Raw genomic sequence first — 26,190 nt, 5'->3', positions numbered from 1 at the left:
GGTCGCAGTGCGGTGAGGCGCTGCGATTTGTCCTCGGCTTAAGCATTACCTCGTAAAAAGTAGCCTACATCTTCCTCGACTTCTTCCATCGCCATGAGTGCGGCTAGCGTATCGTTGGCTTCTTGCTCATCAATGATGCTCATCGCAAAGCCCACGTGAACAAGCACCCACTTGCCAACCATTGCAGCAGTTTCCCCTTCACACACCAGCGCAATATTCACATCGCGTTTGACGCCGCAGACTTCAACTTGGGCGGTATCCATTGGGGACTCGCCTACGCTGACCACTTTCCCTGGGATGCCTAAACACATAACAAACTCCTACATAGAATATTATTCAACTTCAATCTGTTTGACCTGCATGCTACTGCTGCTGTCTACGTGCAAGTTTCGGCTACCACAGTGTGGGCAACCCGCTTCAAATTGGGTAATTTGCACGGTACGTTGGCAATCGCGGCATTGTGCCTGTGCGGGCACGGTAGACACATGGAGCATAGCCCCTTGCGCAAGGGTATTGCGGCAAATAATGTCGAAACAAAAATGCACCGCAGATTCTTCAACACAAGAGACCGCACTTAATTCGAGCCAAACCCCTGTGACGCGCTGTGCATGGTTTTGCTTAGCGTGTTGCTCAATGATTTCAAAGGCATTTTGGCATAATGCGACCTCATGCATGGCACGCTCCTTACAATAAGATTTCAGGGGGAATTTCAAAGGCAGCACGGCGTCGACGTTCTTTAACGATTTCATCCATGCGGTTTCTATCGACAATCATTAACGCTTCGGTTGGACACACTTCTACGCAGGCAGGCCCGCCCTCGCGGGTATGGCACAAATCACATTTATGGGCTTCAGCGCGGTATTGTGGAATGGTATTGAGGGCGGTCACTTGCTGGTCGACTTGGCGGCTAATGACTTCCATGGTGCCGTAAGGGCAGGCGATGACACAGGTTTTACAGCCAATACATTTTGATTGGTTAACATAGACAAAGTCATCTTTACGGCTAATCGCGCCATTTGGACACACATTGGCACAGGGGGCATCCTCACATTGGCGGCATACCACCGCCGTACTGACGGTATAACCTTTTAATACATGAATACGCGGGAAAAATTCATCTTTGACGACCGTGGCGATCCCCGTTTCTTGTTCTTGGTGGGACACCACACACGCGACTTCACAGGTATGGCAGCCAATGCATTTTTTTGGATCTGCAATGATGAAACGGTTCATCCTACTCTCCTGAATGATAGATGAGACAATACATTCAACGTTCCGATGTAATTGTTTTCAATTTAGATACTCAGTTATAAGCATGGATCGTGCCAAATTGATGGAATAATTAAATTCAGTTAAATCAGTAGATTAATAAATAACGAGGTGTTTTATCTGCGGAGAAAAATATATTCGACACGTCATTCGACAATAATGACGACGTTTAATTTTAATCGCTATATAAAAAAATATATTACATTTTAATTTGCAGAAAAAAATAGGGGATTGGATCAAAGTTAAATCAGTCAATGATATTATTTTTCTTTAGAGTCATTACAATAATCTTATTTGGTGTCGTATTGATGTTCAATTATATCAATGGCCATTAGTTTGAGTGTTTATAACATCTCAAGGAAATGATTAAAAAGAATGGGGTATTTGTGGGGATCTCTGAAAGCAATGAACGTATACGCCATGAACGCGACCAATATCGAATACTGGTAGATATTACTAATTCCGTTTTATCACACTTAGAAATGGATGGATTAGTTGCAGAAGTGTCTCGGGAAATTTACCGTTTTTTCGGTATTAGCCAAATTAGTATCGCCCTGTGTGATAATTATAGCTCAGCGGTATACCTTTGTTATTCAAGCTATTATTGCCGCGGAAAACCCGTTGAAAAGACCCAATATCATTTAAACGAATTACATCCTGATTTAACCCAAGTACTTGAAAATAACCAATCTATGCGGTTGACTCTTGACCAATCTACCCAAGACCCGCTGTATCAGCACCTGTGTGCTCAAGGGATGACGGAAACATTATTATTGCCGTTAGCATTTAACCATAAACCCCTTGGTGTTTTGGTATTATCCCATGAAGATACCCGCATTTTCACCGACGATAACTGCAATTTACTCAAGCAGATTGCGGCGCGTTTTGCGATTGCAGTGGATAATGCAGCGGCATATGGTGAAATTACACGTTTAAAAGATAGCCTAAAAAATGAAAATCTCTGGCTGAATGAGCAAATTCACGGCAATGAAAGCTTTAGTGAAATTATTTTCCAAAGTGCAGCCATGCGTAATGTGCTCGAACAAGTGGATTTAGTGGCACGCAGCGACAGTACCGTATTGATTTTAGGGGAAACAGGGACAGGCAAAGAGCTAATTGCTCGCGCTATTCACAGGCTAAGTGACCGGCATCGCCGTGCAATTATTAAAATGAATTGTGCCGCTATCCCTTCAGGCTTGTTGGAAAGTGACTTATTTGGTCATGACAAAGGTGCGTTTACTGGGGCAACGACAACGCACATTGGCCGCTTTGAAATGGCGGATAAAAGCACGCTTTTTTTAGATGAAATCGGCGATATGCCATTGGAATTGCAACCAAAATTACTTCGCGTGCTGCAAGAACGTGAAATAGAACGTATTGGTGGTAACAAAGTCATTCCTGTGGATGTGCGCTTGATTGCGGCAACTAACCGTGATTTAAAGGGCATGACGGATGAGCGTGAGTTCCGCGAAGATCTGTATTATCGGCTGAATGTGTTTCCGATTATGATTCCTCCGCTACGTGAAAGGCCTGAAGATATTCCACTACTTGCCACCCATTTTACGCAAAAAATTGCGCAGCGTATGAACCGTAAAATTGAGTGTATCCCCCGTGATGCACTAGCGCAGCTATCGTTGTATCCATGGCCTGGTAATGTCCGTGAGTTGGAAAATGTCATTGAGCGGGCAGTGATTTTAACCCGCGGAAATACCTTGAATTTACAACTGCATGAACTCAGTATCCCAAAGCCTTCACGCCTTAAAAATGCTTTTGAAAAACCAAGCGCTATAGAAAAACGCATGCAAACAGCTGCCCCCGAAAGTGATGATGAAGAAAGGGATCGAATTATTGCGGCGTTACGGGCAACAAACGGTGTGGTCGCTGGGGCGAGGGGGGCGGCAACTCGCTTAGGGTTAAAACGCACCACATTATTATCACGTATGCAGCGGTTAGGGATCTCGGTTCAAGATTTATTCTAATTCTTTATTTTTTGATTATATTTATCAGGCTGGTTATTGTTATTTTTGTATAATTGGTAGTCATATGAAAATAAATAATAATTTCCTTAATGAAATTAATTATTATTTATATTTGAAAGTCACTACTGTGATTAAATTTATTCAAATATAATTTAATTTTTTTGAAATCAGACTGAATAACAAATTACCAATATTTTATTAATATATTCATTATTAATTAACTAAATAAAAAAGCCAATGGTTTGATTGAAACCATTGGCTTAATTGATTGTTTAACGCAAATTAAAGGCCTTCTGCGGCCTCGCGTAAACGACGTTTAATTCCAGTGTATTCCTGAACAACGAAGTACTCGGCTTTTTGTTGATCCGCAATCGGTTCAACTCGCACTGCACAGTACTTATATTCAGGGGTCTTGGTGATTGGACTGAGGTTTTCTGCCACGAGCTCATTACAGGCACCAATCCACCACTGATAAGTCATATATACCGCGCCTTTATTGGGTCGGTCACTGATATTGGCTCTAGTAATGACTTTGCCTTGCCGTGATGCCACCCAAACCAGCTCCTGATCTTTTATCCCTAACGCTTTTGCATCTGCGGTATTGATTTGCACAAAACCAGGTTCATCCGCTAATGCTGCCAACGCTTTACAGTTCCCCGTCATTGAGCGACAGGAGTAGTGACCCACCTCACGCACTGTAGCTAACACCATTGGGTATTCCGTGCTGACTTGATCAATCGGTGGACGCCAGTCGCAGGTAAAGAATTGGCCTTTGCCATTTGGCGTGTCGAATTGACCACCTTCGTACAAATACTCCGTGCCAGGGCTTTCTAATGTCTTACACGGCCATTGAATATAGGCTAAGTCCGCCATTTTTTCATAGGTCGCGCCATAGTAAATCGGGCACAATTCACGTAACTCATCCCAAATTTCTTTGGTGTTGTTATAGTGCATTGGGTAGCCCATGGCCGTTGACATTAGGCTGATGATTTCCCAGTCTGTTTTCACGTCGCCGACAGGCTCAACTGCTTTATAGAAGCGTTGGAAACCACGGTCAGCGGCGGTATATACCCCTTCATGTTCCCCCCAAGAGGTGGCAGGGAAAATCACATCGGCAATCGACGCAGTTTTGGTCATGAAGATGTCTTGGACAATCAACAGCTCGAGCTTATCGAAGGTACGGCGGATAGTGGCAAGGTCTGGCTCTGTTTGTAGTGGGTCTTCCCCCATCACATAGTGGGCTTTTAATACGCCCTCATCAATAAAGTGTGGTACTTCGCTCAGTGGAATACCGTTTTCTGCAGGCATGCTTTCAATCCCCCAGAATTTGGCAAATTTTTCCAGTGCAGCGGTATCCGACACATATTGATAGCCTGGCAGAGTATTTGGTAGTGCCCCCATATCGCAGGCACCTTGCACGTTATTTTGACCACGAACAGGGCCAACACCAACATGTGGTTTACCTAAATTCCCTGTTAATAGCGCAAGGCTAGTAAGGGATTGAACGGTTTCAACACCTTGATAGAATTGGGTGACACCCATGCCCCACAAAATTGTCGCGCTTTCTGCTTTGGCGTACATGCGAGCCGTTTTGCGAATGTCTTCTGCTTTGATACCCGTCGTTTCTTCCACTGATTCAGGAGTATAAGGTGCGACTAAGGTACGATATTCATCGAATTTTTCAGTATGTGCATCAATAAACGCTTTGTCATACAGATTTTCTTCGATGATCACGTGGGCAAACGCATTCAGTAACGCAATGTTTGACCCGTTTTTCAAAGGTAAGTGAATATCTGCAATGCGCGCAGTTTCAATATAACGCGGATCGCAAACAATAATTTGAGCCCCTTTTTCTTTCGCTTTTAAAATTCGGCGAGCGACAATAGGGTGTGAGTCCGCGGCATTGTAACCGAAGACAAAAATACATTTGGTATCCTCAATTTCAACAATTGAGTTGCTCATTGCGCCATTACCGACCGAACGCTGCAGACCTGCAACCGAAGGGCCGTGTCAGACACGTGCGCAGCAGTCGATATTATTGCTACCGACTGCCGCTCGAACAAATTTCTGCATCACAAAGTTGGCTTCATTCCCTGGACCACGGGATGAACCTGTCGTCATGATGGCTTTAGGGCCGTATTTTTCTTTGATTGCCAGTAATCGAGAACTGGCAAATTCAATGGCTTCTTCCCATGAAACCACTTCAAGTTTGCCACCACGCTCACGACGGATCATCGGATTTTTTAAGCGAGGCGTTAAGATTTTCGTATCGTGAATGAAGTCCCAGCCATAATAACCTTTTAGGCAGAGCTCCCCTTCATTGGTGTGACCATTTGCGCCCTCTGCGCCGATGATCTTCCCGTTTTCCACCTTCAGGTATATTTTACAGCCTGAGGCGCAATACGGGCAGACGGTGATGACTTTTTCCATCAACATTGCTCCTGTGTTTTTATGTAGCGGTCATTGCCGCCTTAACACTTAAGCTAATGCAGGGTTTATGCCAATTTTTAAGGTAAATTTATTGTTATCTAACTGATTGAATTTATTGTTTTTGATTTGTCTAGCATCGTCTTGTAGCGTTTGGCGAACTCCGTGATCGTCAAAAGTGTCGACGGCTATTGACGAGCTAAATGGTTGATAAGCTGCTCTACCGCAGGGGAAGATAATGATTGGATGGCATAACATACGCCAATACGCCGAGAAAGTGCATGAGTTGGCAAAGGGTGAAAAACAATATTGGCATGTTCACTGGCAAGGGATTGCGGCACGATTGCTACGCCTAAGTTGAGCGCGACTAGACCAAGCGCGAGGGAAAAGGTGCTGGCATGAGCAGAAGGGGAGTTTGCCGTCGCGCCGTAAATCGGTAAAAAACGCTGATGCCAAGTGAGCTCAGGGCACATAACCCAACACAATCCGTGTAACTCAGCGGATGTCATGGTCTTTTTACTGGCGAGCGGGTGCTCAGGTGACATTGCTAAAACAAAGGGCTCACTAATGAGTGGAATAAACAGCTCATCTTCACAGCGCATTTCTTCGCAAGCAAGACGGATATCCCCTTTGCAACCCGACTCTAGGACAATTAATAAATGAAAATCAGGGTCTTGAACTTGTTTTAGGAACGCGCAAATGTGCTGATTAGCGATATCCTCTTCAATGCCAATTTGCAGAGGCTGGCGGTTTTTTTCACGTTTAAAGCTGCTTGCCAGCGTGTCTAGTTCAGCCACCATGCGTTGTGCGTGAGGGTATAAAATTCGTGCATCTTCAGTGACATCAACGCCTCTTGGTAAGCGCTTAAACAGCTGAGTGCCTAGGTTATCTTCCAGCGTTTTGATCGTTGCTGAGAGCGCAGGTTGTGTGAGAAATAACCGTCGTGCAGCCGTGGTGATATTGCGTTCTTCGAAAACGGCGATAAAGGCGTGAAGTTGGCGATAATCCATAGATTTTTTTGATGTCTGTGAGAAGAATAAACCATTTTAATGCAACTTACGGATGAAATATAGTCTGCTCATGGTTTTAGACATCAATTAAATTTATATGGACGCAATATGCAAAATGTAAAATCATTAGTGGTGATTACTGGCGCGAGCTCAGGTATTGGTCTTGCGACGGCAAAAATGTTATCCAATGAAGGTCATGCACTTTTATTACTGGCACGCCGTATTGAGCCAATGTTGGCATTAAATTTACCTAATACGTTATGTAAATCTATAGATGTTACGGATAGAACCGCATTTGTGAATGCCGTTAAAGAAGCAGAGGCGCAGTTTGGCCCAGTTGATGGCTTAGTCAATAACGCAGGTGTTATGCTTTTAGGTGACATGACTAATCAAGATCCAAATCAATGGGATATCATGGTGGAGGTGAATATTAAAGGCGTGTTGAATGGCATTCATGCAGTTGCGGATGGCATGGTTGCGCGTAAAAGTGGCACGATTATTAATATCAGTTCAGTTGCAGGGCGAAAAACCTTTCCAAACCATGTGGCGTATGTGGGCACTAAATTTGCTGTTCACGGTATTTCTGAAAATTTACGCGAAGAGCTTGCCCCGCATAATGTTCGTGTGATCACCATTGCACCAGGAGCGGTTGAAACAGAATTACTTAGCCATACCACAGATGAAGGGATTAAATCAGGTTACCAAGAGTGGAAAAAAGAGATGGGGGGACTTGTGTTGTCAGCAGAGGATGTTGCCAATACCATTCGTTTTGCTTATCAACAGCCACAATCGGTGTGTATCCGTGAGATCGTTCTAGCGGCAACTCGCCAGCAGGCGTAGTCTGTTCATTGTTTCATCACTTTGTCATAAAACTACCATCATGTTGTCATGCATCTGACTTAAGTTCGCAGTAACTCAGCTCGGATGGAGATAACATGATGTTTAGTGTCGATGCCTTACTCCACGATATATACCCACATCAAGCCCCACCTGCATGGAAACGCAGTGTATTAAAACGCCTCCTTTTCGAAAAAGAATTTAGTCAATTTGCCCAAGACTACCCTCATTTGAAAGGGTTGGATCTTATTGAACAAGTCATTGAGCATTTCAATATTCGCTGTGAATTAACGGATGGTGATTTGGAAAATATCCCCGCAGAAGGCCCTGTTGTTTTAGTGGCAAACCATCCAATAGGCTCGTTAGATGGACTAGCATTATTACGAACCGTGGCAACCGTACGCCCTGATGTGAAAATTGTTGCAAACCAGTTTCTTAACTATATTGAACCACTAAAAAGCTTGTTTATTACCGTTGATAATATCAACAACCGAACCAATCGCCAGCAAGTGGAAGCAATGCAACAGCACTTGGATAACCGCGGGGCGCTAATTGTATTTCCAGCGGGGGAGGTTTCACGGCTCAGTAGTAAAGGCATTCGCGATAATCACTGGCGCACGGGTTTTTTACGCTTAGCCGCGAAAGCGCGCGCTGCGATTGTGCCAATGCATATTCAGGGGCGAAATAGCCATTTGTTTTATTTGGCATCATTGGTTTACAAGCCGTTGTCCACGTTGATGTTAGTCAGAGAAATGTTTCAGCAACGGGGTAAAAAACTCAAAATTCGTGTTGGGGGGCGTATTCCTTTTAGTCATTGGTATGATGGCCACACGAAAGCCCACGAATTGGCAGAACGCTTTCGCCGCCATGTCTATTTATTAGGAAAAGAAAGAGAAGGGCTGTTTAGCAGTGAAGCGGCAATTGCATTACCTGAAGACCGACTTGAGCTGAAAAAAGCATTGGCGGCTTGTGAGCGTTTGGGGACATCGCCAGATGGCAAAGCGATTTACCTTTATCAACGGCATCAAGAAGTTCGCTCGCCCATATTGCGTGAATTAGGGCGACTTCGTGAGATTTCGTTTCGTGCGGTAGGGGAAGGTTCAGGCAAGCGCCGTGATTTAGATAGCTATGATGACGATTATTATCACTTGGTGTTGTGGGATGACGATGAGCTCGATATCGTTGGCGCTTATCGTTTTATCCCCACTGAAAAGCAAATTGAAACCAAAGGGTTAGCGGGGATCTACAGTTCTAGCTTATTCCACTATGACGAAGGCATGCTTCCCATTCTTGCTCAAGGTATTGAATTAGGCCGTAGTTTTATTCAGCCGAAATATTGGGGAAAACGTGGGTTGGATTATTTGTGGTTAGGCATTGGGGCCTATTTAGCCAAATACCCCCAATACCGTTATCTATTTGGCCCTGTCTCCATTTCGGGGGCGATGCCTATCGCCGCGCGTGATTTATTGATCACTTTTTACCGCTTATATTTTTCTGCTGAACAGTCAATGGCACAATCCCACAAGCCCTATCCAGCCTCTTTACCGCAGGTGTTAGCGCAATTCACTGGTGATAATTACCAAGAAGACTTGGTAAAACTCAAAAGCTTATTAAATAACATCGGTTGTTCTATCCCGACACTTTATAAGCAGTACACTGAGCTATGTGAGCCTGGTGGCGTGCAATTTATGGATTTTGGTACAGACCCATCATTCAATGATTGTATCGATGGTTTGGTGTTGGTGGATTTAACCAAGCTAAAGCCAATACGTTATCAGCGATATGTTGGGGTGCACTTATAAATTTTGATTTCGGTACTGTTATTTTTTTGTAAATTGTAGTTTTTATTAGTGATTATCATTTAATAGAATGGTAATCACTAATAATATTCATTTTCGTGTAACAGCTTAATTTGTTTTCATTATGAAACAAATGCATCACTATTCCATTTTACTTATCTAAAATATACTCATTTAATAAGTTAATTTTTTTATTTTTACATTACCCATAAAATGGGTTATGAGTTTGGTATTCCTTTGATATTTAATTTTCCATTGGAAAATATTGTCATTTTATCCTTGTTAATATGATTTAAATGCTATTTGGTTTTATTTTAATGTTATTTCTCTCCCATGTTTCTATATAAAAATAAATGTAACTATATGTAATATTATATTTCACAATCAATTTAAAATATCAATTTATATGTTAAATTTTGTAATTAAAAAATTAAAAATATAACATTAAATATATTATCAAAAAATAAAGCAACCGTTTATTATCAGTTAGTTAATTGAGTTTTATTTATTTAGATGATCGGTATTTCCGATCAAATAATCTATTGTGATAGGTGGTAGCTATCAATATTATATTATCGATCGGCACAAACGTTTTTACTCTAATATCATGTGCCAATATATTATGCGAAATCCTACTTATGTTGAATATTTGAATTTTATAATTAAATAGGGGGTAGGAATGAATGAACACTCTAGTTTTATAAGACCAAATATTTTTAATAAAAAAATTGGATGTTTTATTAGAAATAAAAGAAAACGCATGGACATAACCGGGAAGGATTTAGGTGTTATGTTGAATGTGAGTCAGCAGCAAGTATCCCGGTATGAGAATGGAATAACAAACATTACCGTTACAATGTTAAATGACATATTGAAAATACTAGATGTATCTTGGGAAGAATTTTTATCATTTAATGAGTTAAATGATAATTCTTAATGTTTAAGTTTTTATTTCGTAGTTTGATTATTAATTAAAAAATTAATATGTATACAAATATGGAGAGTTATTTAATGAAAAAATTATTATTACCATTAATGGTAAGTGGCGCGCTATTCAGTGGATATACCTTTGCTAATACCGGTGAAGTTCAGTTCATTGGCGCAGTGACATCAGAAACCTGTGATATCGATACAGAAGTGGGTGGACTAGTTAAATCAACTATCGATCTAGGCCAAATGACCACTGCAGATAAAAATGGTGATTATGTTGAGTTTGATTTAGTCCCACGTACTGATGAATGCTTGAAAAAAACTAGCGGCCAAGTGGGTTGGCAGAGCGCAGGGTTTACTAACTCAGGCCTTGCAAACATGAAAGGGACTGCTAATGGCGTGTCAATCCAACTGACAGCAACCAACTCGACAACGCCTAACCAAGATGTCACGTATAACAGCCAAACCGTTGATTTTGGCAATGGTACTGATGCTATTGGAAACATGAAATTCAAAGCAAGAATGTTAGCGACGACAGGTCAAACTGTGACTGAAGGTACAGTGATTTCAAGCGCAACATATGCCGTAGCATATAAGTAATTAATATTAATAAATAAAAAGGGTCTTTGACCCTTATTTTAACTTACAAATAGCTATGGATAATATCAATGCGTTTAAAACCGATTAATGCTTTTATGTTATCCCTGTTAGTAAGTCCATTTTACGCAGATGCAAATTTAAATATGGACTTCTTACATGGAGGAGTTCAACCGCAAGCTGCAAGCGTTTTTGATGAAAGTGTTAAATACCCTGCAGGTCATTATATTGTTGAAGTCATTTTTAATCGTCGTTCTATTAATCGAAAAGAACTCATTATTTTACCAGAGGATAAAGAGGTTTTATGCTTAAACTCAGACTGGATATCAGAGTTATCATTACCGATTAACCTGACTTTGCTTGCAAATAATTTTGACGCGGCGAGAAACTGCTACAAGATTAGCCAGTACCCAGGCGCCGAAGTTTTGTTTGATAACGCAAAGCAGACTTTGTCTTTTAGTGTACCTCAAATTGCTTTGGATGAGACCAAAAATCAGCAAGAATGGGATTATGGCATTCCAGGCATTAAGGTGAATTATTCAGGATATATATCAAAAACGTCTTCTGAAAAAACTCAAGTTTATGGTGATTTTGATTTATATTCTAACATTGGCCGATGGGTGGCCTATGTCCGTAGTAGTTACCTTAATGATTCAGGAACTGAAACGTCTGAAGCCACTATATCTACTGCAATTAAGCCAATACAAGGCAGTTTTATTGTCGGTAAGACGTTAACATCTTTATCTATTTTACCTAATTTTGTTTTTTATGGTTTGTCTTTACGCTCTGAAAGAGATATGCGTCCTTGGGAAATGCGAGGCTATGCTCCTATTATTTCTGGCGTTGTTAATTCGAATGCGAAAATTACCATATCGCAAAATGGGTATATTTTAAGCTCACAAGTGGTTCCTGCGGGTGCCTATCAGTTAAAAGATATATCACCAGTGAGTAATGGTGATATTACGGTGACAGTTGAAGAAAATAACGGAACAAAAACAGTTCGTTATTACCCTGTTGCAACGCTTCCATCTTTACTGCGTGCCAATGAAATTAATTATAACGTCGCAGTAGGAGAAAGAGAGGTTACGGGAAAGCGAGAAAACCGTTTGTTTTTTCTTGGTGCATTCGATTATGGACTCACTCACTTTACCTTTCATACCGCAGGTATTTTGCATAATGATTATAAAAGTGCAGGATTAGGTGCGAGTAAAGACTTAGGTCAATTTGGTGCGATCTCATTTAATTTAAATACAGCCGTGAGTACGTTTCAAAAGCAAACTCCAACTATGTCAGAATCTCGGCAATCTGGGATTAGTTATATGCTTAAATATGCTAACTCATTGTCCAATAATACGAATTTACAGTTATTAGCTTACCGTTATACAGGTAAGGACTATGTTGATTTTAATGAGTTTAATTCAAATGCGTTATATCATCGAAGTAATCGCAAAGAACGTTATGAAACTATCTTATCGCAGAATTTTGATAATAGTTTTGTCAGTGTTTCAGGTTGGGTTCAAACATATCGTAGCCAAATACATAATGAAGTCGGTGCGAATATTACCTACAACACAACTTTGAAAGGTGTGGATTTATCTGTATCGGCAGATTACCAAAAGTTAAATGATTATGACCGTGATAACTATGTTTTATCTGTTGGTGTGAATATTCCATTTAGTTTATTTGATAAGAATCATTATTGGACAAACTCGGTGAATTATGACCGTAGAAATAAATCGAGTTTTAACTCAGGTGTTGCAGGTAATATTAATGAAAAAATCAACTATAGCGTAAATACAAATAAAGACCGCGAAAGTTGGTCTAATTCTGCTTATTTCGGGGTTAATCAAGATATTGTTAATACGGGGTTCGCAATTTCGAAAAATGAGAATAAAACAACAGGCTCAATAAATGCATCAGGAAGCTTACTTGCAACCCAGCAAACGGGATTATTGTTGAGTAATGTTCGGCGCGATACGGTCGCCATTGCGAATATTAGCAATATTAAAAATATTACCTTTAATGACTCCCCCCCTACGGATAGAAATGGTAATACGGTCATTGGGGTATCACCTTACGTTGAAAATAATTTAAAAATCAATACAGAAGAAGTTCCTAATGACATAGAGTTGCTGGATTCAGTACAGGGGTTTGTGCCAACTGATAAGGCGATTATTTATCGTGAGTTTAAATTCTCAACGATTTATAGATATATATTAAGGCTGAAAAAATCAGACGGTCAATTTGTTTCAGCGGGTAGTTCGGCAAGAACAGAAAGTAATGAATATGTCGGGTTTGTTTCTAATGGTGGAGTGTTACTTTTAAACTTACTTAACAAACCGAAAAAGATTTTTATTTCTTCCTCAGATAATGAGGTATGTACATTAAATTTGGAAAATATAGAATCAAATGAAAATAAAATTATGGAAGTCGAATGTAATTAATAAAATGGCATCGCATTTTATTATATTGATATCGTTGTTTACCTGCGCAAATGCTTATTCTGCATTTACTTTGAATGGGACTCGGTTTATCTATGATGAGGGGCGTAAAAATATTGCTATTGAAGTAAAAAATAATAGCGATAAAACCTATGGCGGTCAGGTTTGGGTTGATAATTTAAGTGGCAATGATGTTTTTTTTATACCAGCACCTAATTTGTTTAAAATTGCGGGTGAAGAAAAACAGTTAATCCGCTTACTTTATGTGAATGATATTTTACCCAAAGATAAAGAGTCTTTGTTTTGGTTAAATGTTCAGGAAATCCCCCCTATTGCTTCTGCTGATGAAGGTAACGTCCTCGCTGTTGCTTTGAATACGCAAGTGAAACTGATTTATCGCCCCAAAGTACTCGCTGAGGCCCGTGAAGATGCAGAGAAAAACCTCACGTATTCAGGATCTGTGTTGAAAAACCCAACACCCTATTATTTTGCATTGACTCAGGTGTTTGTGAATGGTCGTCCATTGGCTTTATCAAAAGAAATTGAGCAATCAATGAGTTTATTTCCCCCTTTCAGTGAAGTGAATTTACAGCAATCGTTATCTGGGAAAGTCACGGTTGAGGCCATTGATGATTACGGGGCTAGGCGTGTTATTGAGCTTCGTTAAGGACATTAGCATGAATAAAAAGTCTTATTATTTCATCGCATTAATGATTTTGCTTTTTTCACTCGATGCCTCTGCGGCAAGGTGTCGAAGCTTATCGTTGAAATATAACTTTCCAGCGCAAATTGATGTTACGAACAAAAAAGTCGGTGACCAACTCTATTCTTTTGGGAACCCTGGGGCGCCAATTACGTTTGCAGGGCAATGTCTACGAGCATCAAGTGGAGCAGGCAATACAACAGGCAACTTTATTTATATCGTTGATAAATTTGGAGCCTCTCCTAATGACTGTTCTTATGGAACTGTAGATAAAAACTCGGCGGATGGTTATTTAAGATTTCGTTCAACTGGAAGTTGTGGAAATACGGTTTGGTTATTACTGGCGGATTATAAAACAAGCGGAACAGGCTATACCAACTTAGCTGGGCCAGGTGGCAGTACAGACTCAGGTGTTGTCTATTTACAAAAGAAGCCACCCCCAGGAAAAACAACCGTTAACCCGACATATATGTTAACCCGAAATTTTTATTCACGAATTGGTGAAAACAGCCGGACATTACAAAAAGAAACCGTGGCTTTTAGTGCACCAACATCGATGACACTGATAAACAATGCCTCCTGTGCAGTTTCTGTCAACGATGTGGCTTTTGGAGTGCAAACAGCGAGTTCAGTAAGAGCGAATTCGATTGCCGCTAAAACAATCAATATTGCATTTACCTGTAATGCAGTACTTCCTGCATATACTTTAAGTTTTTCAGGTAGAGACGGCGTAAACAACGCAACGACAGGCATTATTAATGTAAAAGGGAATAGTTCGGTTGGTTATCAATTTACGTGGGGAAATAACACTGTGAAGCCAGTTAATAGTGCGGTGGTGATCAATGGCACGGCAATTACCCCTAATTCAAAACCCACAACCAATAACTTTACGATCCCAGTGACGGTAAAGCCTGTTGCTTTATCAACACAGCCTATTCCTGGGTTAGCGAACACCGCATTAACGATTAATGTGAAATTAAATTAAAAGGAGTGAATCATGATAAAGAAAACGTTATTTATTTCTCTTGGCTTTCTATTTTCTGTTTCTGCTAACGCGACCAGTTTTGCCTCTAATGTGACTGGCGGTACCGTAACATCAAATTTAAGTATGACCGTAAAAGCATCTTGTAGTGCTAGTGTTGCTGATGTGGCTTTTGGTGACCAAGCGGCGGGGGATATCAAGAAGGGAACTGTGGCAGATAAAGTAATGACATTAACAGTGACCTGCGATACAACGCTCGCAAATTATACGTTAGCGTTTACGGCCGCTGATGGCGTGAAAGATGTGGCTAATGGAATAATGAATACAAAAGGAAATTCAACAGTTGGATATCAATTAAAATGGGGAAGTTCTACGGTTAAGCCAGTCGATACCGCATTAGCGATTAATGGCACTGTGATTACGCCAACCACTAAGCCCACTGCGGCAAGTTTCAGTGTGCCAATTAAAGTAAAGCCTATCGCATTGGGCGATGTTGTTTCTCCAGGGGCGGCAAATACGGCTTTGAATATTAAGCTGACATTTAATTAGTTAAGGGCAACTATGTTCAGGTCTATTTTGCTTGCTGGTTTCTTCATACTTAGTGCGCTACCAAGTTATGGTGAAGTGCCAAAGCAAACATCGATTGTTGGTGAAGCTATTCAATCGCAGTTTAGTATGAATGTGAGAATAGCGACTTGTTTACCTGCAACTGTAGATGATGTGAGTTTTGGATCTCTCGATGCTGCAACGATTTTATCGGGTGAAATTGAAGGGCATTCGATACTTTCATTAGATTGCTCAGGAACGATTAAGCCGCAGCGAATATCAATACGGTTTGAGCCAGCAAACCCCCATTTAACAATGGCTTCCTCGGGATATATTGGCTCAAAAAATACGACATTGGGTTACCTTGTTTCATGGGAAGATGACCAAGTCGGTACTGTTGGCTCGGGGGTTCCTATGGGGCAAGAGCTCTTTTTTAAAAAAATAGGCGCGTCTTTGATGAAGATAAAAATCAAAGTAAAGCCTGTTGTACTACCGCTTGGAGGGCAGTCTATCAATTTAGGCAGTGGGAATACACATATTACAATTAAGATTAAATATATTTAATGTGGATAATAATATGAATAAAAAGATATCAGCTTCTTTAATTGCCACTATTCTGATTGGCTATTCACATTACGTTTTTTCTGATGAAGTGTTACCCGATACAATATTAAAGATTTCGCTCGATATCGTGAATATTACCTGCGACATTAATGATGGAAAGGGGTTTAACAAAATCGTTGATTTTAAAGTCATTAATGAAGGTGATTTATTGGCAGGAAAGCAACCTGCGGTAAAGACGCAGTTTATTGTTGATTGCCAGAAAAGTGGCTTTAAGCCCAGTCATATCGATATTAAGTTTCGCCCAGGTAGCCAAGGTGCCCTTAATAATGGGACGGGTGGTGAACTAAAAACAAACTTATCGGGTGTTGGTATTTATTTATCTTGGTTAGATGCCACCCCCATTGATTTATCAGGGACGAATACGCGATTTAGTGCGAATAACAATAATCAGTTTGATATTAGCTTTTATGCAAAACCTTATGCTCAGGCTCAGAGTATTGAAAAAGGAGTGATGAAGAGTAGTGTAATCATCGATATGCTTTATAAATAAGATTAAGTTGAATGAAGTTTAACTAAAATATTTCATTCAACTTAATCATTAGAGTAGGAAAATTAAGGAACTGGTACCGCCTCACCCTTATAATTATCTAAAATAAATTTCTTCGTTTCATCGCTTTTCAGTGCAGCCATCAGTTTCGTAATTCGCGGGTCATTTTGGTTATCCTCACGCGTCACTACCACATTGGCAAATTTACTGTTAGCTGCAGGTTCGCTATAAATGACGTCTTTCGTTAAATCTAAACCGGCATTAATCGCAAAATGGCTATCAATAGAGGCAACATCGGCCTCGCCATTTTTATAAATTTGCGGCATTAATGGTGCATCATAAGTAAATAAAAACTGTAAGTTACGTGGGTTTTCAACAATATCGTCAATGGTTGCATCATCAGGGTCAATATCACTGCGTAATTTAATTAAACCTTCGTCTTGGTACAATTTTAGAATATGACCGTGTTGGGAAATATTGTTGCTGCTCAGTACTTTTGCTCCATTGGGTAAGTCTTGCAGGCTCTTGTGTTTTTGCGAAAAAAAGCGGTATGGGTGCATATGCACTGCGCCAACAGACACGAGTTTCCAATCTGGGTGGTCTGCCAATGTTTTATTTAAATATGGAACATGCTGGAAAAAGTTCGCATCTAATTCTTTGTCAGCCAATGCTTGGTTCGGAATAATGTAATCATTAAATACACGGATATCTAAATTAATTCCGTCTTTTTCGAGCTGTGGTTTAACGAACTCTAATATTTCCGCATGGGGTGTTGAAGATGCTCCAATTGTTAATTTATTGCTTTTTTCTTGTTGGTCTGGCTGGCAAGCAGTTAGTGCTAAACTGGTAATTAATAATGCCCCAAAACGTGTTAATAATGATAATTTCATACTGTTATTCCTAATTAGCTGAGTGTAGATAAAATTAATAATTCGTTGACCTAGGTTGATGTTATTAACGTTTATCAATCCACCGAACTAGGGTGTCTCCTATCACTTGAATACATAAAACAATGGCTAAAATCACTAATGTAGCGACCCAAACGACATCCATATGGCTGCGTTGGAATCCTTCTAAATAGGCCAAATTTCCTAACCCGCCCGCACCAATTGCACCAGCAACCGCGGTGCCTCCCACTAATGAAATCAGCGTAACCGTTAAGCCTGAAATCAAAGCAGGGGAAGACTCGGGTATCAATACATTAAAAATCAAGGTGTGCAGTTTTGCTCCCATAGACTGGCTAGCTTCAATAACCCCTTTATCGACCTCGCGTAAGGCAATTTCCACTAACCTTGCATAGAAAGCACTCGCTGAAATCACTAAGGCAGGAAGTGCCGCGTTAACCCCTAAAATAGTGCCAACGATCCATTTGGTTACAGGGAATAATAAAATGATTAAAATAATAAACGGCACAGCACGGAAGATATTCACAATAAAAGAAAGCACACGGTAAACCGCAATATTTTCTTTTTTACCCTCTTGTGCGGTTAAAAATAAAAAAGTACCAATTAAAATTCCCAACATGCCCGATAACGCACCAGAGACCAATGTCATATATAACGTATTGAGGGTTTCAATGCCCAAAACATGCAATTTTAAATAGGGTAAATAGCCACTAACCCAATGCTGTATATCATCCATGACTAAATCACCTCAACAACGATATTTCTTTTATTTTTAAGATACTCAATAGCATCCGTTAATTTTTCAGTTTCAGGTAGAAATTGAAGATATAAAAAGCCAGTACCTTGGTTAAACGCCCCTTTAATCAATTTAATCGGCTCATTAAATTGAGAAATTAAGTCATACAGCAAATAATGGCTCTGTTTTTCTTCATCTAAAACGACGCGAATAATCGGGCCATCAGTCAATATTGCCTTTAAGTCTTCAGGGGTATCTGTCGCAACCTCACTTTGTGATAAAAACTGCCGTGTAATTGTATGTTGCGGGTCATGAAATACTTGGCTAACGAGCCCTTCCTCAACAATACGGCCTTTATCAATGACAGCCACTTTATTGCAGATACTCTTGACGACCTGCATTTCGTGGGTAATTAGCACGATGGTGATATTCAGCTCGCGGTTAATACGTGCCAATAATTGCAAAATAGTTTGTGTGGTTTTTGGGTCTAGCGCAGACGTTGCTTCATCACACAATAAAACATCAGGGTTGTTGGCAAGGGCGCGTGCGATACCAACCCGTTGTTTTTGCCCTCCACTCAGCATGGATGGGTATTCATCAGCCTTATCGGTTAGCTCAACTAATGCCATTAATTCATCAACACGGGCTTTACGTTTCTTTTTATCGAACCCTGAAATTTGCAATGGAAATTCAATGTTCTCTCGCACTGTCCGTGACCACAGTAAATTAAAGTGCTGAAAAATCATGCCTATGGATTGGCGTATTTTTAAAACTGCTTTCTCATCGCTGTGGGTAATATTATGTTGCCCAACAATTATTTCACCGCTAGTAGTCTCTTCTAACCGATTTAGCAAACGAATGAGGCTACTTTTGCCTGCACCGCTATAACCGATGATGCCAAAAATATCCCCAGCCGCAATATTGAGGTTGATGTTATCAACCGCTACGGTCTGTTTTTTATTACGGCTGTAGATCTTGCTGACATTCTTGAGTGTTATCACGCTGATCCCCTTGGATGTATTGGTTATATCATAGATCCACAAATGGATATCTAGACGTCTATACCGCTAAAATAATCAGGAATGTGATGAATGTCAAATAAAAGATAGGGATGAGTTAGATGAAAATAGTCTAATCAATAGAAACGTTAATAATCATTGGATTATTATTTTTTTGTTCGTTATTCAGAATAAGGATTATGGGATTAGGTTGAAATAGAAGAAGTTGAGGGAGTGATACTCCCCCAACCATTAAAAATTATTTCGAAAATCGATGGCCAATCAAATAGATAATCGAGGATGAAACTAACCCAGCAACGACAACGGAGAGTTCTGGAGCATAAGCATTCACGATTAACGCAATGCCAGAGGCGAGTATCCAAGAAACGAACGCTAAGGGCTGCCAATTTTTTGCTTCGTTATTTTTACGTTTGAGTACTAACTGATCCATGATGATAATGGCAGCGATTGGCGGCACAATTAAACCCAGTAAATTCAACCATGTTTGGAATGCATTCCAAATGCCTGTTACAGCAACGATGATCCCAATAACCCCCAGAATAATGGTTAAGGTTCTCATTTTACCTTTAGTAATATGAGACCAACCTACCGCACCATTGTACAAACAGTGAGTACAGCCAACGCCCAAGTTAACAAACACAAAAATAATCGCGAGTACGGAAAGCAGTGGGCTTGAATTTGCTAAAATAGTGATGAAATCACCCCCCGTGACTTCTGGGTGCATGACCACTCCAGTTGCCACAATAATTGCACCAATCACTTCCGCAAAAAATTTGGAAATCGGGAAGGCAGTAAAGGCAGCGAGAAAACCTTGTTTGCCATTTTTTGCCCAGCGAGTAAAGTCAGCCGTCATGGTGCCTGAATCTGTAAACGTGGAGAAAATCATGGTAACTGCAACACCAAAAGATAATGCTCCAGCACCTGCTAACGGTTGGTAATTGAGAATATCTGAAGAGCCACTTTTCATCGCAATGTAAACGGAGATTAACCCTAAAATCAAATACATTGGTGCTGCGATATACCCCAAAATGGCGAGGGCTTTAATGCCGATGAAGGTTGCGCCAACATATAGCACTCCACCTAAAATCGTCATCAGTAATAAGTCCTGCCCAAATGAGCGGAACATTGTATCACCCGTAAGGCCGACCATTAATGCAAACCAGCCGATAACAACAGTGGCAAGCAAACCTGAAACAGCGATATATCCACGCTGCCCAAAGGTTCTTTTTGCGGAGATCGCGAAATTTTCCCCGGTTTTCCCAGCTAAATAACTTAAAGATCCAATGACTAAACACAGTAATAAGTTACCCACTAAAATAGCGGTAACGCCCATTTTAAACCCTAACATGGCAGTGACGACGCCACCAATAACAGCACTGGTTAATACTAAAGGGAAGCTATACCAAACAGCAGAAACCGAGGCAAAACTTTTTCGGTGTTCGAGGGGAACGGGAACATGTTCATATTCGGAATCTAATAAAATATTATCTTTTTCTTTATTTGACATATTAGGTGAACCTCATTTTAATTAAAATTAATTGGAGTACCTATAAAAATTAATAATAAAATTTCTATAATTTAAATTTTATGGATATGAATTAATTCGCTAAAAAAAGAAAATAAACCCCATGGTGAATAAATTGCTTTATTAACCTGTAATTAATTGATTTTTTTGGTTCGTTTTATGGTGTAGCAAGCATAGCAATAGTTAGTACAGAATAGAATCCATTTAAAAAGTATTCATCAATAGGGTGGATGATTGTTGATTTGTTTTCAATAAAGGTGTTTTAATGTGATTGCACGCATCGTTAATGAGTGAATTAATGTTGTTTTTAGATGATATTTAAAAATTAAAAATATATTTTTATATTTCTATTAAAAAATAAATTTAAATTTGTGATTTCAATCAAATTGAATGTTTTATATTTGTTAAAATATTATTTATATAAATATAATAGATTTATTAAGTTGTCATTTTCCATTCACAAAACCTTCATCAATCTGACGTATTACCCCCGTAGCATCATCGGCAACGATTAAGTCCCAAAGAGGATACCAAGATGATGCAACAGGCTCTCTCTTCATCGAGTGAGTGCTCGACTATTTTGCCTTTCAGGCAAACGGCGAGCGACTTACCCATGATCGCAATACAAAATCTATCACAGGCTTTTTCACAACAATATGTGCTTAATGGCATCGACTTAACGGTGGAAAAAGGCACGGTTTTAGCACTACTGGGGCCATCTGGCTGCGGCAAAAGTACCTTGCTCAAACTGTTAGCAGGCTTATTGCAGCCCACTGATGGCACTATCCAATTTTCGGGCAATATCGTCGCAAGTGCTCACCACCTCGTCCCCCCAGAGAAACGCAACCTCGGCATGGTATTCCAAGATTATGCTTTATGGCCGCATATGACCGTTGCGCAGAATGTTGCATTTCCTTTGAGAATGCGGGGAGTGGGTCGCCAGCAGATTGAAGCTCGCGTAGTTCAGGCCCTTGAGCGTGTTGGATTAATGGATTTTGCCAAGCGAAAACCCGCGGATTTGTCTGGCGGGCAGCAGCAGCGCGTCGCATTGGCTCGAGCCATTATTGCTGAACCTGAAATTTTGTTATTCGATGAACCTCTTTCCAACCTCGATATCGCCCTGCGCCAATCTCTTTGTGAAGAAATGGCGCAATTGCTGAGGACACTGGAAATTACTGCGGTGTATGTCACTCACGATCCCGCGGAAGCCAATACGTTAGCACACCAAATCGCCCATATGCGAAATGGCAAAATTGACCGTTTGACGACCTTATGAAGAGAGAAATTCCATGCAAAAGTTAACCGCAAAACACGTTTTTTCACTAAAGGGTATTACCATGAGCCTTAGCCTTTCCTGTGCACTGTTTTCTGTTTCAACGCAAGCCATTACTGTGTATACCGCGGGGCCTGGCGCGATGGCAAAACAACTGGCCGCAGGGTTTGAAAAACAAACAGGCACGAAGGTGGATGTATTTCAGGCCACAACGGGCAAAGTGATGGCTAGGCTTGAGGCCGAACAAGCAAACCCGCGTGCGGATGTGCTGATTTCCGCTTCATGGGATACCGCCGTTGATTTACAACAAAAAAACTGGTTGTTGGCCTATGAAAGTCCAAATGCACAGCAAGTGCCTGCGCGATTTAAAACCCCTTATTATGTCGCCCAAGGGATTTCAGCTCTTGGTATTGTGTGGAACAGTAAAAGCGGCACGCCAAAACCAACGGATTGGCAAGATTTAGCACAGCCTGTATTTAAGGATAAAGTGACGATGCCAGACCCAGCATTATCTGGGGCATCACTGGATTTAGTTTTGGGTTTACAAAATGCAAAAAAAGAGGCTGCATGGTCACTTTTTGCTGATTTAAAAGCCAATGGTATGGTGATTTCGGGGCCAAACGCACAAGCGCTCACCCCAGTACTACAAGGGGCGAAAGCCGCTGTATTTGGTGCGGTGGATTACGTGGCTTATGGCAGCATTGCCAATGGTGAATCCATTGAAGTTATTTTCCCCAGTAGCGGTACCGCGATAGCCCCGCGACCAATGATGATTTTAAAAAGCAGCAAACAGCCTGATGAAGCGAAAGCGTTTATTGACTACGTGCTGTCAGCTGAGGGCCAAGAGATCGTCGCCAATGCATGGTTGATGCCTGCTCGAGCGGATATTGCAGGGAAACGTCCTGATTTCTCGACACTGACATTATTGCCAGAAGCCACAACAGATAGCGCAGAACGTAGCGATGTTCTCTCTCGTTTAAGCGCCTTGTTCCGTTAGTTTTTTCGGCAATAATTAGCAAACCGCTGGGTAGGCCTCTTACCCAGCAGGAGTGTTGTTTCTAATGATAAAAATTCGTTTCCTCCCTTTAATCATCATTATTGCACTCGCCATTTTAGTGGTGATCCCTCTGTGCTTTATTGTGCTACAGGCGCTGTTTCCACAACTCGGGCAAGGGCTATTTTCCCAACCGTTCGCGCCGATTATTCATTTAATTAATGAGCCTGAGTTACCCGAACTACTACAAAACACATTATTGCTCCGCGTCGGCGTTGCACTCATTAGTGCGGTAATTGCGATCCCTTTAGGGGCGTTGCGAGGCTTATTTAATTTGCCGTTTGCCAAGACTTGGGATTTACTTTTTCTGATCCCATTTTTGATCCCACCCTATATTGCAGGGTTATCATGGATGCTGACATTGCAGCCGAATGGGTATTCCCAACAGTTGTTTGGTGTTAGCCCAGGAAGCGCGATATTTTCCTTAGGTGGTATGATGGGAATCATGGCGCTGAATTTATTTCCTGTGCTGTACTTTGCCGTTTCACGCAGTATGGCGGCAAATGGTAACCGTCTTGCTGATGTGGCTCGAGTTCATGGCGCACCGCCTTGGCAGGCCTTTTTCAGGATTACCTTTCCGTTATCCTTACCGTCAATAGCGGCTGGGTTATTGTTGGTGTTTACCTTAGCGATTGAAGAATATGGCATCCCTGCTGCAATAGGTGCACCGAATGGTATTCGTGTATTAACAACGGATATTGAACAGCGTTTAGCGGATTGGCCGATTGATTTACCTGGTGCGGCGTCGTTATCGTTGATTTTGGCGAGTGTGGCTATTTTTGCTTATACGCTACAACGTTCTATTGTTTCGGGGAAAAATGTGGCGACGACGACAGGGAAAGCCGCGGCGTTGGTGACACGCTCTCTTGGGGTATGGCGTTGGCCTGTTGTCGGGGTATTTGCAGTGGTGAGCTTTTTAGCCGTCGGGATGCCGCTACTGGCAATGTTTGGTACCGCATTTTCATCGACGGTCTCAGGCGGTTTAGCATGGGATAATTTAACCTTAAGGCATTTCTCTGGTTTGGTTGACTCCCAAGCGGAAGCGCTAGATGCGTTATTAACCAGTGTGTCATTAGCCAGCGCAACAGCGATATTAACGGGGGTTTTAGGGTTTTTATCTGCGTGGCTGGTGGTTTCTCAACGTATCCGTGGGGCTGTTATCATTGATGCCTTGTCTTTATTACCCATTTCCATTCCAGGGATAGTGATTGCCGTAGGGATGATTTTGGCGTGGAATCAGCCTTTCTGGCCTGTCACGCCATACCATACTTGGGGCATTTTATTGCTTGCTTACAGTTGTTTGTTGTTGCCATATCCCGTGCGGTATTGCAGCGCAGCGCTAACACAAATTGGTGGTAGTTTAGCGGATGCGGCGAGGGTACACGGCGCATCTGCAATAACGACATTGCGTTTGGTGCTGTTCCCATTAGTGTTGCCAAGCTTATTGGCCGCGATGATGTTGGTATTTGCCGTGGCATCGAGGGAACTCGTTTCCTCACTTTTACTCGCTCCCGCAGGAATGCAGACGGTATCTATCTTTGTGTGGCGGCAGTTTGAGCAAGGCTCCATCGGCAGCGGCATGGCGATGGCCTGCATCGCAGTGTTGATCAGTTTAAGTTTTATGCTGTGCGCACAATGGGTACAGGGGCGGTATAGCAAAGAATAATGTGGAAGAACTAAAGGTGGCAATATGCCACCTTTAGTTTGTTGACAAAGCAGGATAAAGCGTGGTTTTTCCTGCTTTGTGTTATCAGCCGAAAATCAATAAATTGATTTTCCTAATTTATTTTCAAAACCTATCCAGTCTGTAGTCAAACCTGATCGGTTTGTCAGCAGTCTGAAAGTGGCAATATGCCACCTTGATGATATTGGTTAGTTAATATCACTCGCATCGTGGCGTTCGCGTACTTGTTGTGCGGGATCGCCTTGTAAGCGATTGACGCGGCGGCCGCGTTGTACTGCAGGGCGTGCATAAACTTCATCTGCCCAGCGAATGACATTTTTGTACTCATGCACTGATAAAAACTCGGCGGCGTCATATAGCCAGCCTTTGACTAAGGCGCCATACCACGGCCAGATGGCGATATCAGCGATAGTGTAGTTATCACCTGCCACGTATTTATTGTCTGCTAGGCGTTTGTCTAACACGTCAAGCTGGCGCTTGGTTTCCATGGCAAATCGATTGATTGGGTATTCGTATTTTTCAGGGGCATAGGCGTAAAAATGACCGAAACCGCCTCCCGCAAAGGGGGCTGAGCCCATCTGCCAAAATAACCACGATAATGTTTCGGCGCGCTCAGGCTGTGTGGTAGGTAAAAAGGCAGAAAATTTTTCCGCCAAATAGGTAAGAATTGAACCTGACTCGAACACGCGGATAGGTTCTTTACCACTTCTGTCGACTAATGCAGGGATTTTTGAATTCGGGTTGATATCCACAAAGCCAGAACCAAATTGGTCACCTTCACCAATATTAATCAACCAAGCATCATATTCGGCTTCTTGAATACCCAGCGCTAACAGCTCCTCAAGCATAATTGTCACTTTTTGCCCGTTAGGTGTGCCTAGTGAATAGAGCTGTAGTGGGTGCTTACCAATTGGAAGTTCTTTTTCATGTGTGGCACCAGAAACAGGGCGGTTAATATTGGCAAATTTGCCGCCATTGCCTTGCTGCCATTGCCATACTTTTGGTGGAATATACGGTGTGTCTGCCATTGATTATCTCCTTAATTATTTCGAAGAATTTGATTCAATAATCCCATTGCTAATGGTTCCACTGTAGCAAGCCATTGCCAATTCGCCAGCTTTTTTATCGATTTTTAGGTGTGATCAGGTTGTGAACTGTGCAGCGTGCATGAACTTCATCTTTAAACAGAATGTTTTTTTTGCATAAAATCTGATTGGTGAAATTACGCTGGTGTTGTTAATGCGCACAACGAGTCAGTAAAAAAATCGCCCTTAAGCTGAGATAGCTTAAGTGTTAAGTTGATAACTAAAGGTAAATATTTATCTCGGCAATCAAAAAAACACCTTTAATTGACACTTAAGCG

Annotated in this window: 24 protein-coding genes; 14 read left to right on the top strand and 10 right to left on the bottom strand. The window is 41.3% G+C overall.

Annotation, left to right across the window (positions count from 1 at the left end; translation table 11 throughout):
- Positions 1 to 38: 38 nt before the first annotated feature.
- The 3 genes from hybG to hydN are packed head-to-tail and all read right to left on the bottom strand — an operon-like array spanning position 39 to position 1,233.
- Positions 39 to 311 carry a hydrogenase maturation factor HybG gene (gene hybG, locus M1F05_RS18780; RefSeq protein ID WP_206083328.1) on the bottom strand — a complete coding sequence of 91 codons (273 nt, stop codon included), beginning with the start codon at positions 309 to 311 and terminating at the stop codon, positions 39 to 41.
- Positions 312 to 332: 21 nt separating this feature from the next.
- A complete protein-coding gene (hypA, locus tag M1F05_RS18775) occupies positions 333 to 674 on the bottom strand; it encodes a hydrogenase maturation nickel metallochaperone HypA (protein WP_206083329.1) in 342 nt (113 codons plus the stop codon).
- A 10-nt stretch (positions 675 to 684) separates the two neighbouring features.
- The gene (gene hydN / locus M1F05_RS18770; protein ID WP_206083330.1) at positions 685 to 1,233 is read right to left on the bottom strand and encodes an electron transport protein HydN; all 549 of its coding nucleotides are present in this window, start codon (positions 1,231 to 1,233) and stop codon (positions 685 to 687) included.
- Between the two features lie 398 nt (positions 1,234 to 1,631).
- Here hydN and M1F05_RS18765 point away from each other — a divergent pair, with 398 nt between their 5' ends.
- Complete coding sequence (locus tag M1F05_RS18765; protein ID WP_241016806.1) at positions 1,632 to 3,248, top strand: sigma 54-interacting transcriptional regulator; 1,617 nt, start codon at positions 1,632 to 1,634, stop codon at positions 3,246 to 3,248.
- Between the two features lie 282 nt (positions 3,249 to 3,530).
- On the opposite strand, the gene fdhF is transcribed toward M1F05_RS18765, so the two are convergent.
- The gene (gene fdhF, locus M1F05_RS18760) at positions 3,531 to 5,678 is read right to left on the bottom strand and encodes a formate dehydrogenase subunit alpha (RefSeq protein ID WP_206083331.1); all 2,148 of its coding nucleotides are present in this window, start codon (positions 5,676 to 5,678) and stop codon (positions 3,531 to 3,533) included.
- A gap of 185 nt (positions 5,679 to 5,863) precedes the next feature.
- Entirely contained in the window at positions 5,864 to 6,685 is an 822-nt protein-coding gene (locus M1F05_RS18755; RefSeq protein ID WP_206083332.1) for a LysR family transcriptional regulator, read from the bottom strand.
- A 108-nt stretch (positions 6,686 to 6,793) separates the two neighbouring features.
- Between M1F05_RS18755 and M1F05_RS18750 the strand changes: the two genes are divergently transcribed.
- From M1F05_RS18750 to M1F05_RS18705, 10 genes are all read left to right on the top strand, one after another.
- Positions 6,794 to 7,525 (top strand): SDR family oxidoreductase, encoded by a 732-nt coding sequence (locus M1F05_RS18750; protein ID WP_206083333.1) that lies wholly within the window; start codon positions 6,794 to 6,796, stop codon positions 7,523 to 7,525.
- Between the two features lie 98 nt (positions 7,526 to 7,623).
- Positions 7,624 to 9,324 carry a lysophospholipid acyltransferase family protein gene (locus M1F05_RS18745; protein ID WP_206083790.1) on the top strand — a complete coding sequence of 567 codons (1,701 nt, stop codon included), beginning with the start codon at positions 7,624 to 7,626 and terminating at the stop codon, positions 9,322 to 9,324.
- 676 nt (positions 9,325 to 10,000) lie between these two features.
- Positions 10,001 to 10,258 carry a helix-turn-helix domain-containing protein gene (locus tag M1F05_RS18740; protein ID WP_206083334.1) on the top strand — a complete coding sequence of 86 codons (258 nt, stop codon included), beginning with the start codon at positions 10,001 to 10,003 and terminating at the stop codon, positions 10,256 to 10,258.
- Between the two features lie 74 nt (positions 10,259 to 10,332).
- On the top strand, positions 10,333 to 10,851 hold the full coding sequence (locus M1F05_RS18735) for a fimbrial protein (protein ID WP_206083335.1): 519 nt from the start codon (positions 10,333 to 10,335) through the stop codon (positions 10,849 to 10,851).
- A 68-nt stretch (positions 10,852 to 10,919) separates the two neighbouring features.
- Entirely contained in the window at positions 10,920 to 13,292 is a 2,373-nt protein-coding gene (gene pefC / locus M1F05_RS18730; protein WP_206083336.1) for a PefC/AfrB family outer membrane usher protein, read from the top strand.
- A gap of 4 nt (positions 13,293 to 13,296) precedes the next feature.
- Positions 13,297 to 13,956, top strand: coding sequence for a fimbrial chaperone (locus M1F05_RS18725; RefSeq protein ID WP_371007297.1), 660 nt, complete (start codon positions 13,297 to 13,299; stop codon positions 13,954 to 13,956).
- Between the two features lie 10 nt (positions 13,957 to 13,966).
- Positions 13,967 to 14,977 (top strand): fimbrial protein, encoded by a 1,011-nt coding sequence (locus M1F05_RS18720; RefSeq protein ID WP_206083337.1) that lies wholly within the window; start codon positions 13,967 to 13,969, stop codon positions 14,975 to 14,977.
- Between the two features lie 12 nt (positions 14,978 to 14,989).
- Positions 14,990 to 15,523 carry a spore coat protein U domain-containing protein gene (locus tag M1F05_RS18715; RefSeq protein ID WP_206083338.1) on the top strand — a complete coding sequence of 178 codons (534 nt, stop codon included), beginning with the start codon at positions 14,990 to 14,992 and terminating at the stop codon, positions 15,521 to 15,523.
- 12 nt (positions 15,524 to 15,535) lie between these two features.
- Positions 15,536 to 16,084, top strand: a complete 549-nt coding sequence (locus M1F05_RS18710) for a fimbrial protein (protein WP_241016807.1) — start codon at positions 15,536 to 15,538, stop codon at positions 16,082 to 16,084.
- Positions 16,085 to 16,097: 13 nt separating this feature from the next.
- Positions 16,098 to 16,634 carry a fimbrial protein gene (locus M1F05_RS18705; RefSeq protein WP_206083339.1) on the top strand — a complete coding sequence of 179 codons (537 nt, stop codon included), beginning with the start codon at positions 16,098 to 16,100 and terminating at the stop codon, positions 16,632 to 16,634.
- Positions 16,635 to 16,696: 62 nt separating this feature from the next.
- Here M1F05_RS18705 and M1F05_RS18700 read toward each other — a convergent pair whose 3' ends face one another.
- From M1F05_RS18700 to M1F05_RS18685, 4 genes are all read right to left on the bottom strand, one after another.
- Positions 16,697 to 17,521: a MetQ/NlpA family ABC transporter substrate-binding protein gene (locus M1F05_RS18700; protein WP_206083340.1), complete on the bottom strand. Its 825-nt coding sequence runs from the start codon at positions 17,519 to 17,521 to the stop codon at positions 16,697 to 16,699.
- Between the two features lie 64 nt (positions 17,522 to 17,585).
- Positions 17,586 to 18,272: a methionine ABC transporter permease gene (locus M1F05_RS18695; protein WP_206083341.1), complete on the bottom strand. Its 687-nt coding sequence runs from the start codon at positions 18,270 to 18,272 to the stop codon at positions 17,586 to 17,588.
- Positions 18,273 to 18,274: 2 nt separating this feature from the next.
- A complete protein-coding gene (locus tag M1F05_RS18690) occupies positions 18,275 to 19,273 on the bottom strand; it encodes a methionine ABC transporter ATP-binding protein (protein ID WP_206083342.1) in 999 nt (332 codons plus the stop codon).
- Positions 19,274 to 19,529: 256 nt separating this feature from the next.
- Complete coding sequence (locus M1F05_RS18685; RefSeq protein ID WP_206083343.1) at positions 19,530 to 20,798, bottom strand: cytosine permease; 1,269 nt, start codon at positions 20,796 to 20,798, stop codon at positions 19,530 to 19,532.
- A 631-nt stretch (positions 20,799 to 21,429) separates the two neighbouring features.
- Here M1F05_RS18685 and M1F05_RS18680 point away from each other — a divergent pair.
- The 3 genes from M1F05_RS18680 (at position 21,430) to M1F05_RS18670 (ending at position 24,809) form a co-directional block, all read left to right on the top strand.
- Entirely contained in the window at positions 21,430 to 22,092 is a 663-nt protein-coding gene (locus tag M1F05_RS18680; protein ID WP_206083792.1) for an ABC transporter ATP-binding protein, read from the top strand.
- Between the two features lie 61 nt (positions 22,093 to 22,153).
- Positions 22,154 to 23,086, top strand: coding sequence for an ABC transporter substrate-binding protein (locus M1F05_RS18675; protein ID WP_375084323.1), 933 nt, complete (start codon positions 22,154 to 22,156; stop codon positions 23,084 to 23,086).
- A gap of 64 nt (positions 23,087 to 23,150) precedes the next feature.
- A complete protein-coding gene (locus M1F05_RS18670) occupies positions 23,151 to 24,809 on the top strand; it encodes an iron ABC transporter permease (RefSeq protein WP_318825897.1) in 1,659 nt (552 codons plus the stop codon).
- Positions 24,810 to 25,015: 206 nt separating this feature from the next.
- Here the strand turns inward: M1F05_RS18670 and yghU are convergent, their stop codons facing one another.
- Positions 25,016 to 25,855, bottom strand: a complete 840-nt coding sequence (gene yghU / locus M1F05_RS18665; protein WP_206083346.1) for a glutathione-dependent disulfide-bond oxidoreductase — start codon at positions 25,853 to 25,855, stop codon at positions 25,016 to 25,018.
- Positions 25,856 to 26,190 lie beyond the last annotated feature (335 nt).

This window comes from Providencia sp. PROV252 (assembly GCF_033676005.1).
In the GTDB taxonomy this organism is placed as follows: domain Bacteria; phylum Pseudomonadota; class Gammaproteobacteria; order Enterobacterales; family Enterobacteriaceae; genus Providencia; species Providencia vermicola.
Note: the sequence above shows the minus strand (reverse complement) of the source record. Positions and strands in the feature narration are given on the sequence as shown.

Bases quoted from the DNA above. Each gene is read 5' to 3' on its own strand.
- M1F05_RS18680 (WP_206083792.1), top strand. From the start codon at position 21,430: ATGATCGCAATACAAAATCTATCACAGGCTTTTTCACAACAATATGTG.
- M1F05_RS18700 (WP_206083340.1), bottom strand. From the start codon at position 17,521: ATGAAATTATCATTATTAACACGTTTTGGGGCATTATTAATTACCAGT.
- M1F05_RS18705 (WP_206083339.1), top strand. From the start codon at position 16,098: ATGAATAAAAAGATATCAGCTTCTTTAATTGCCACTATTCTGATTGGC.
- M1F05_RS18675 (WP_375084323.1), top strand. From the start codon at position 22,154: ATGAGCCTTAGCCTTTCCTGTGCACTGTTTTCTGTTTCAACGCAAGCC.
- M1F05_RS18755 (WP_206083332.1), bottom strand. From the start codon at position 6,685: ATGGATTATCGCCAACTTCACGCCTTTATCGCCGTTTTCGAAGAACGC.
- hypA (WP_206083329.1), bottom strand. From the start codon at position 674: ATGCATGAGGTCGCATTATGCCAAAATGCCTTTGAAATCATTGAGCAA.
- M1F05_RS18735 (WP_206083335.1), top strand. From the start codon at position 10,333: ATGAAAAAATTATTATTACCATTAATGGTAAGTGGCGCGCTATTCAGT.
- M1F05_RS18670 (WP_318825897.1), top strand. From the start codon at position 23,151: ATGATAAAAATTCGTTTCCTCCCTTTAATCATCATTATTGCACTCGCC.
- M1F05_RS18745 (WP_206083790.1), top strand. From the start codon at position 7,624: ATGTTTAGTGTCGATGCCTTACTCCACGATATATACCCACATCAAGCC.
- M1F05_RS18710 (WP_241016807.1), top strand. From the start codon at position 15,536: ATGTTCAGGTCTATTTTGCTTGCTGGTTTCTTCATACTTAGTGCGCTA.
- M1F05_RS18725 (WP_371007297.1), top strand. From the start codon at position 13,297: ATGGCATCGCATTTTATTATATTGATATCGTTGTTTACCTGCGCAAAT.
- hydN (WP_206083330.1), bottom strand. From the start codon at position 1,233: ATGAACCGTTTCATCATTGCAGATCCAAAAAAATGCATTGGCTGCCAT.
- M1F05_RS18750 (WP_206083333.1), top strand. From the start codon at position 6,794: ATGCAAAATGTAAAATCATTAGTGGTGATTACTGGCGCGAGCTCAGGT.
- hybG (WP_206083328.1), bottom strand. From the start codon at position 311: ATGTGTTTAGGCATCCCAGGGAAAGTGGTCAGCGTAGGCGAGTCCCCA.
- yghU (WP_206083346.1), bottom strand. From the start codon at position 25,855: ATGGCAGACACACCGTATATTCCACCAAAAGTATGGCAATGGCAGCAA.
- M1F05_RS18740 (WP_206083334.1), top strand. From the start codon at position 10,001: ATGAATGAACACTCTAGTTTTATAAGACCAAATATTTTTAATAAAAAA.
- M1F05_RS18715 (WP_206083338.1), top strand. From the start codon at position 14,990: ATGATAAAGAAAACGTTATTTATTTCTCTTGGCTTTCTATTTTCTGTT.
- M1F05_RS18765 (WP_241016806.1), top strand. From the start codon at position 1,632: ATGATTAAAAAGAATGGGGTATTTGTGGGGATCTCTGAAAGCAATGAA.
- M1F05_RS18685 (WP_206083343.1), bottom strand. From the start codon at position 20,798: ATGTCAAATAAAGAAAAAGATAATATTTTATTAGATTCCGAATATGAA.
- pefC (WP_206083336.1), top strand. From the start codon at position 10,920: ATGCGTTTAAAACCGATTAATGCTTTTATGTTATCCCTGTTAGTAAGT.
- M1F05_RS18720 (WP_206083337.1), top strand. From the start codon at position 13,967: ATGAATAAAAAGTCTTATTATTTCATCGCATTAATGATTTTGCTTTTT.
- M1F05_RS18695 (WP_206083341.1), bottom strand. From the start codon at position 18,272: ATGGATGATATACAGCATTGGGTTAGTGGCTATTTACCCTATTTAAAA.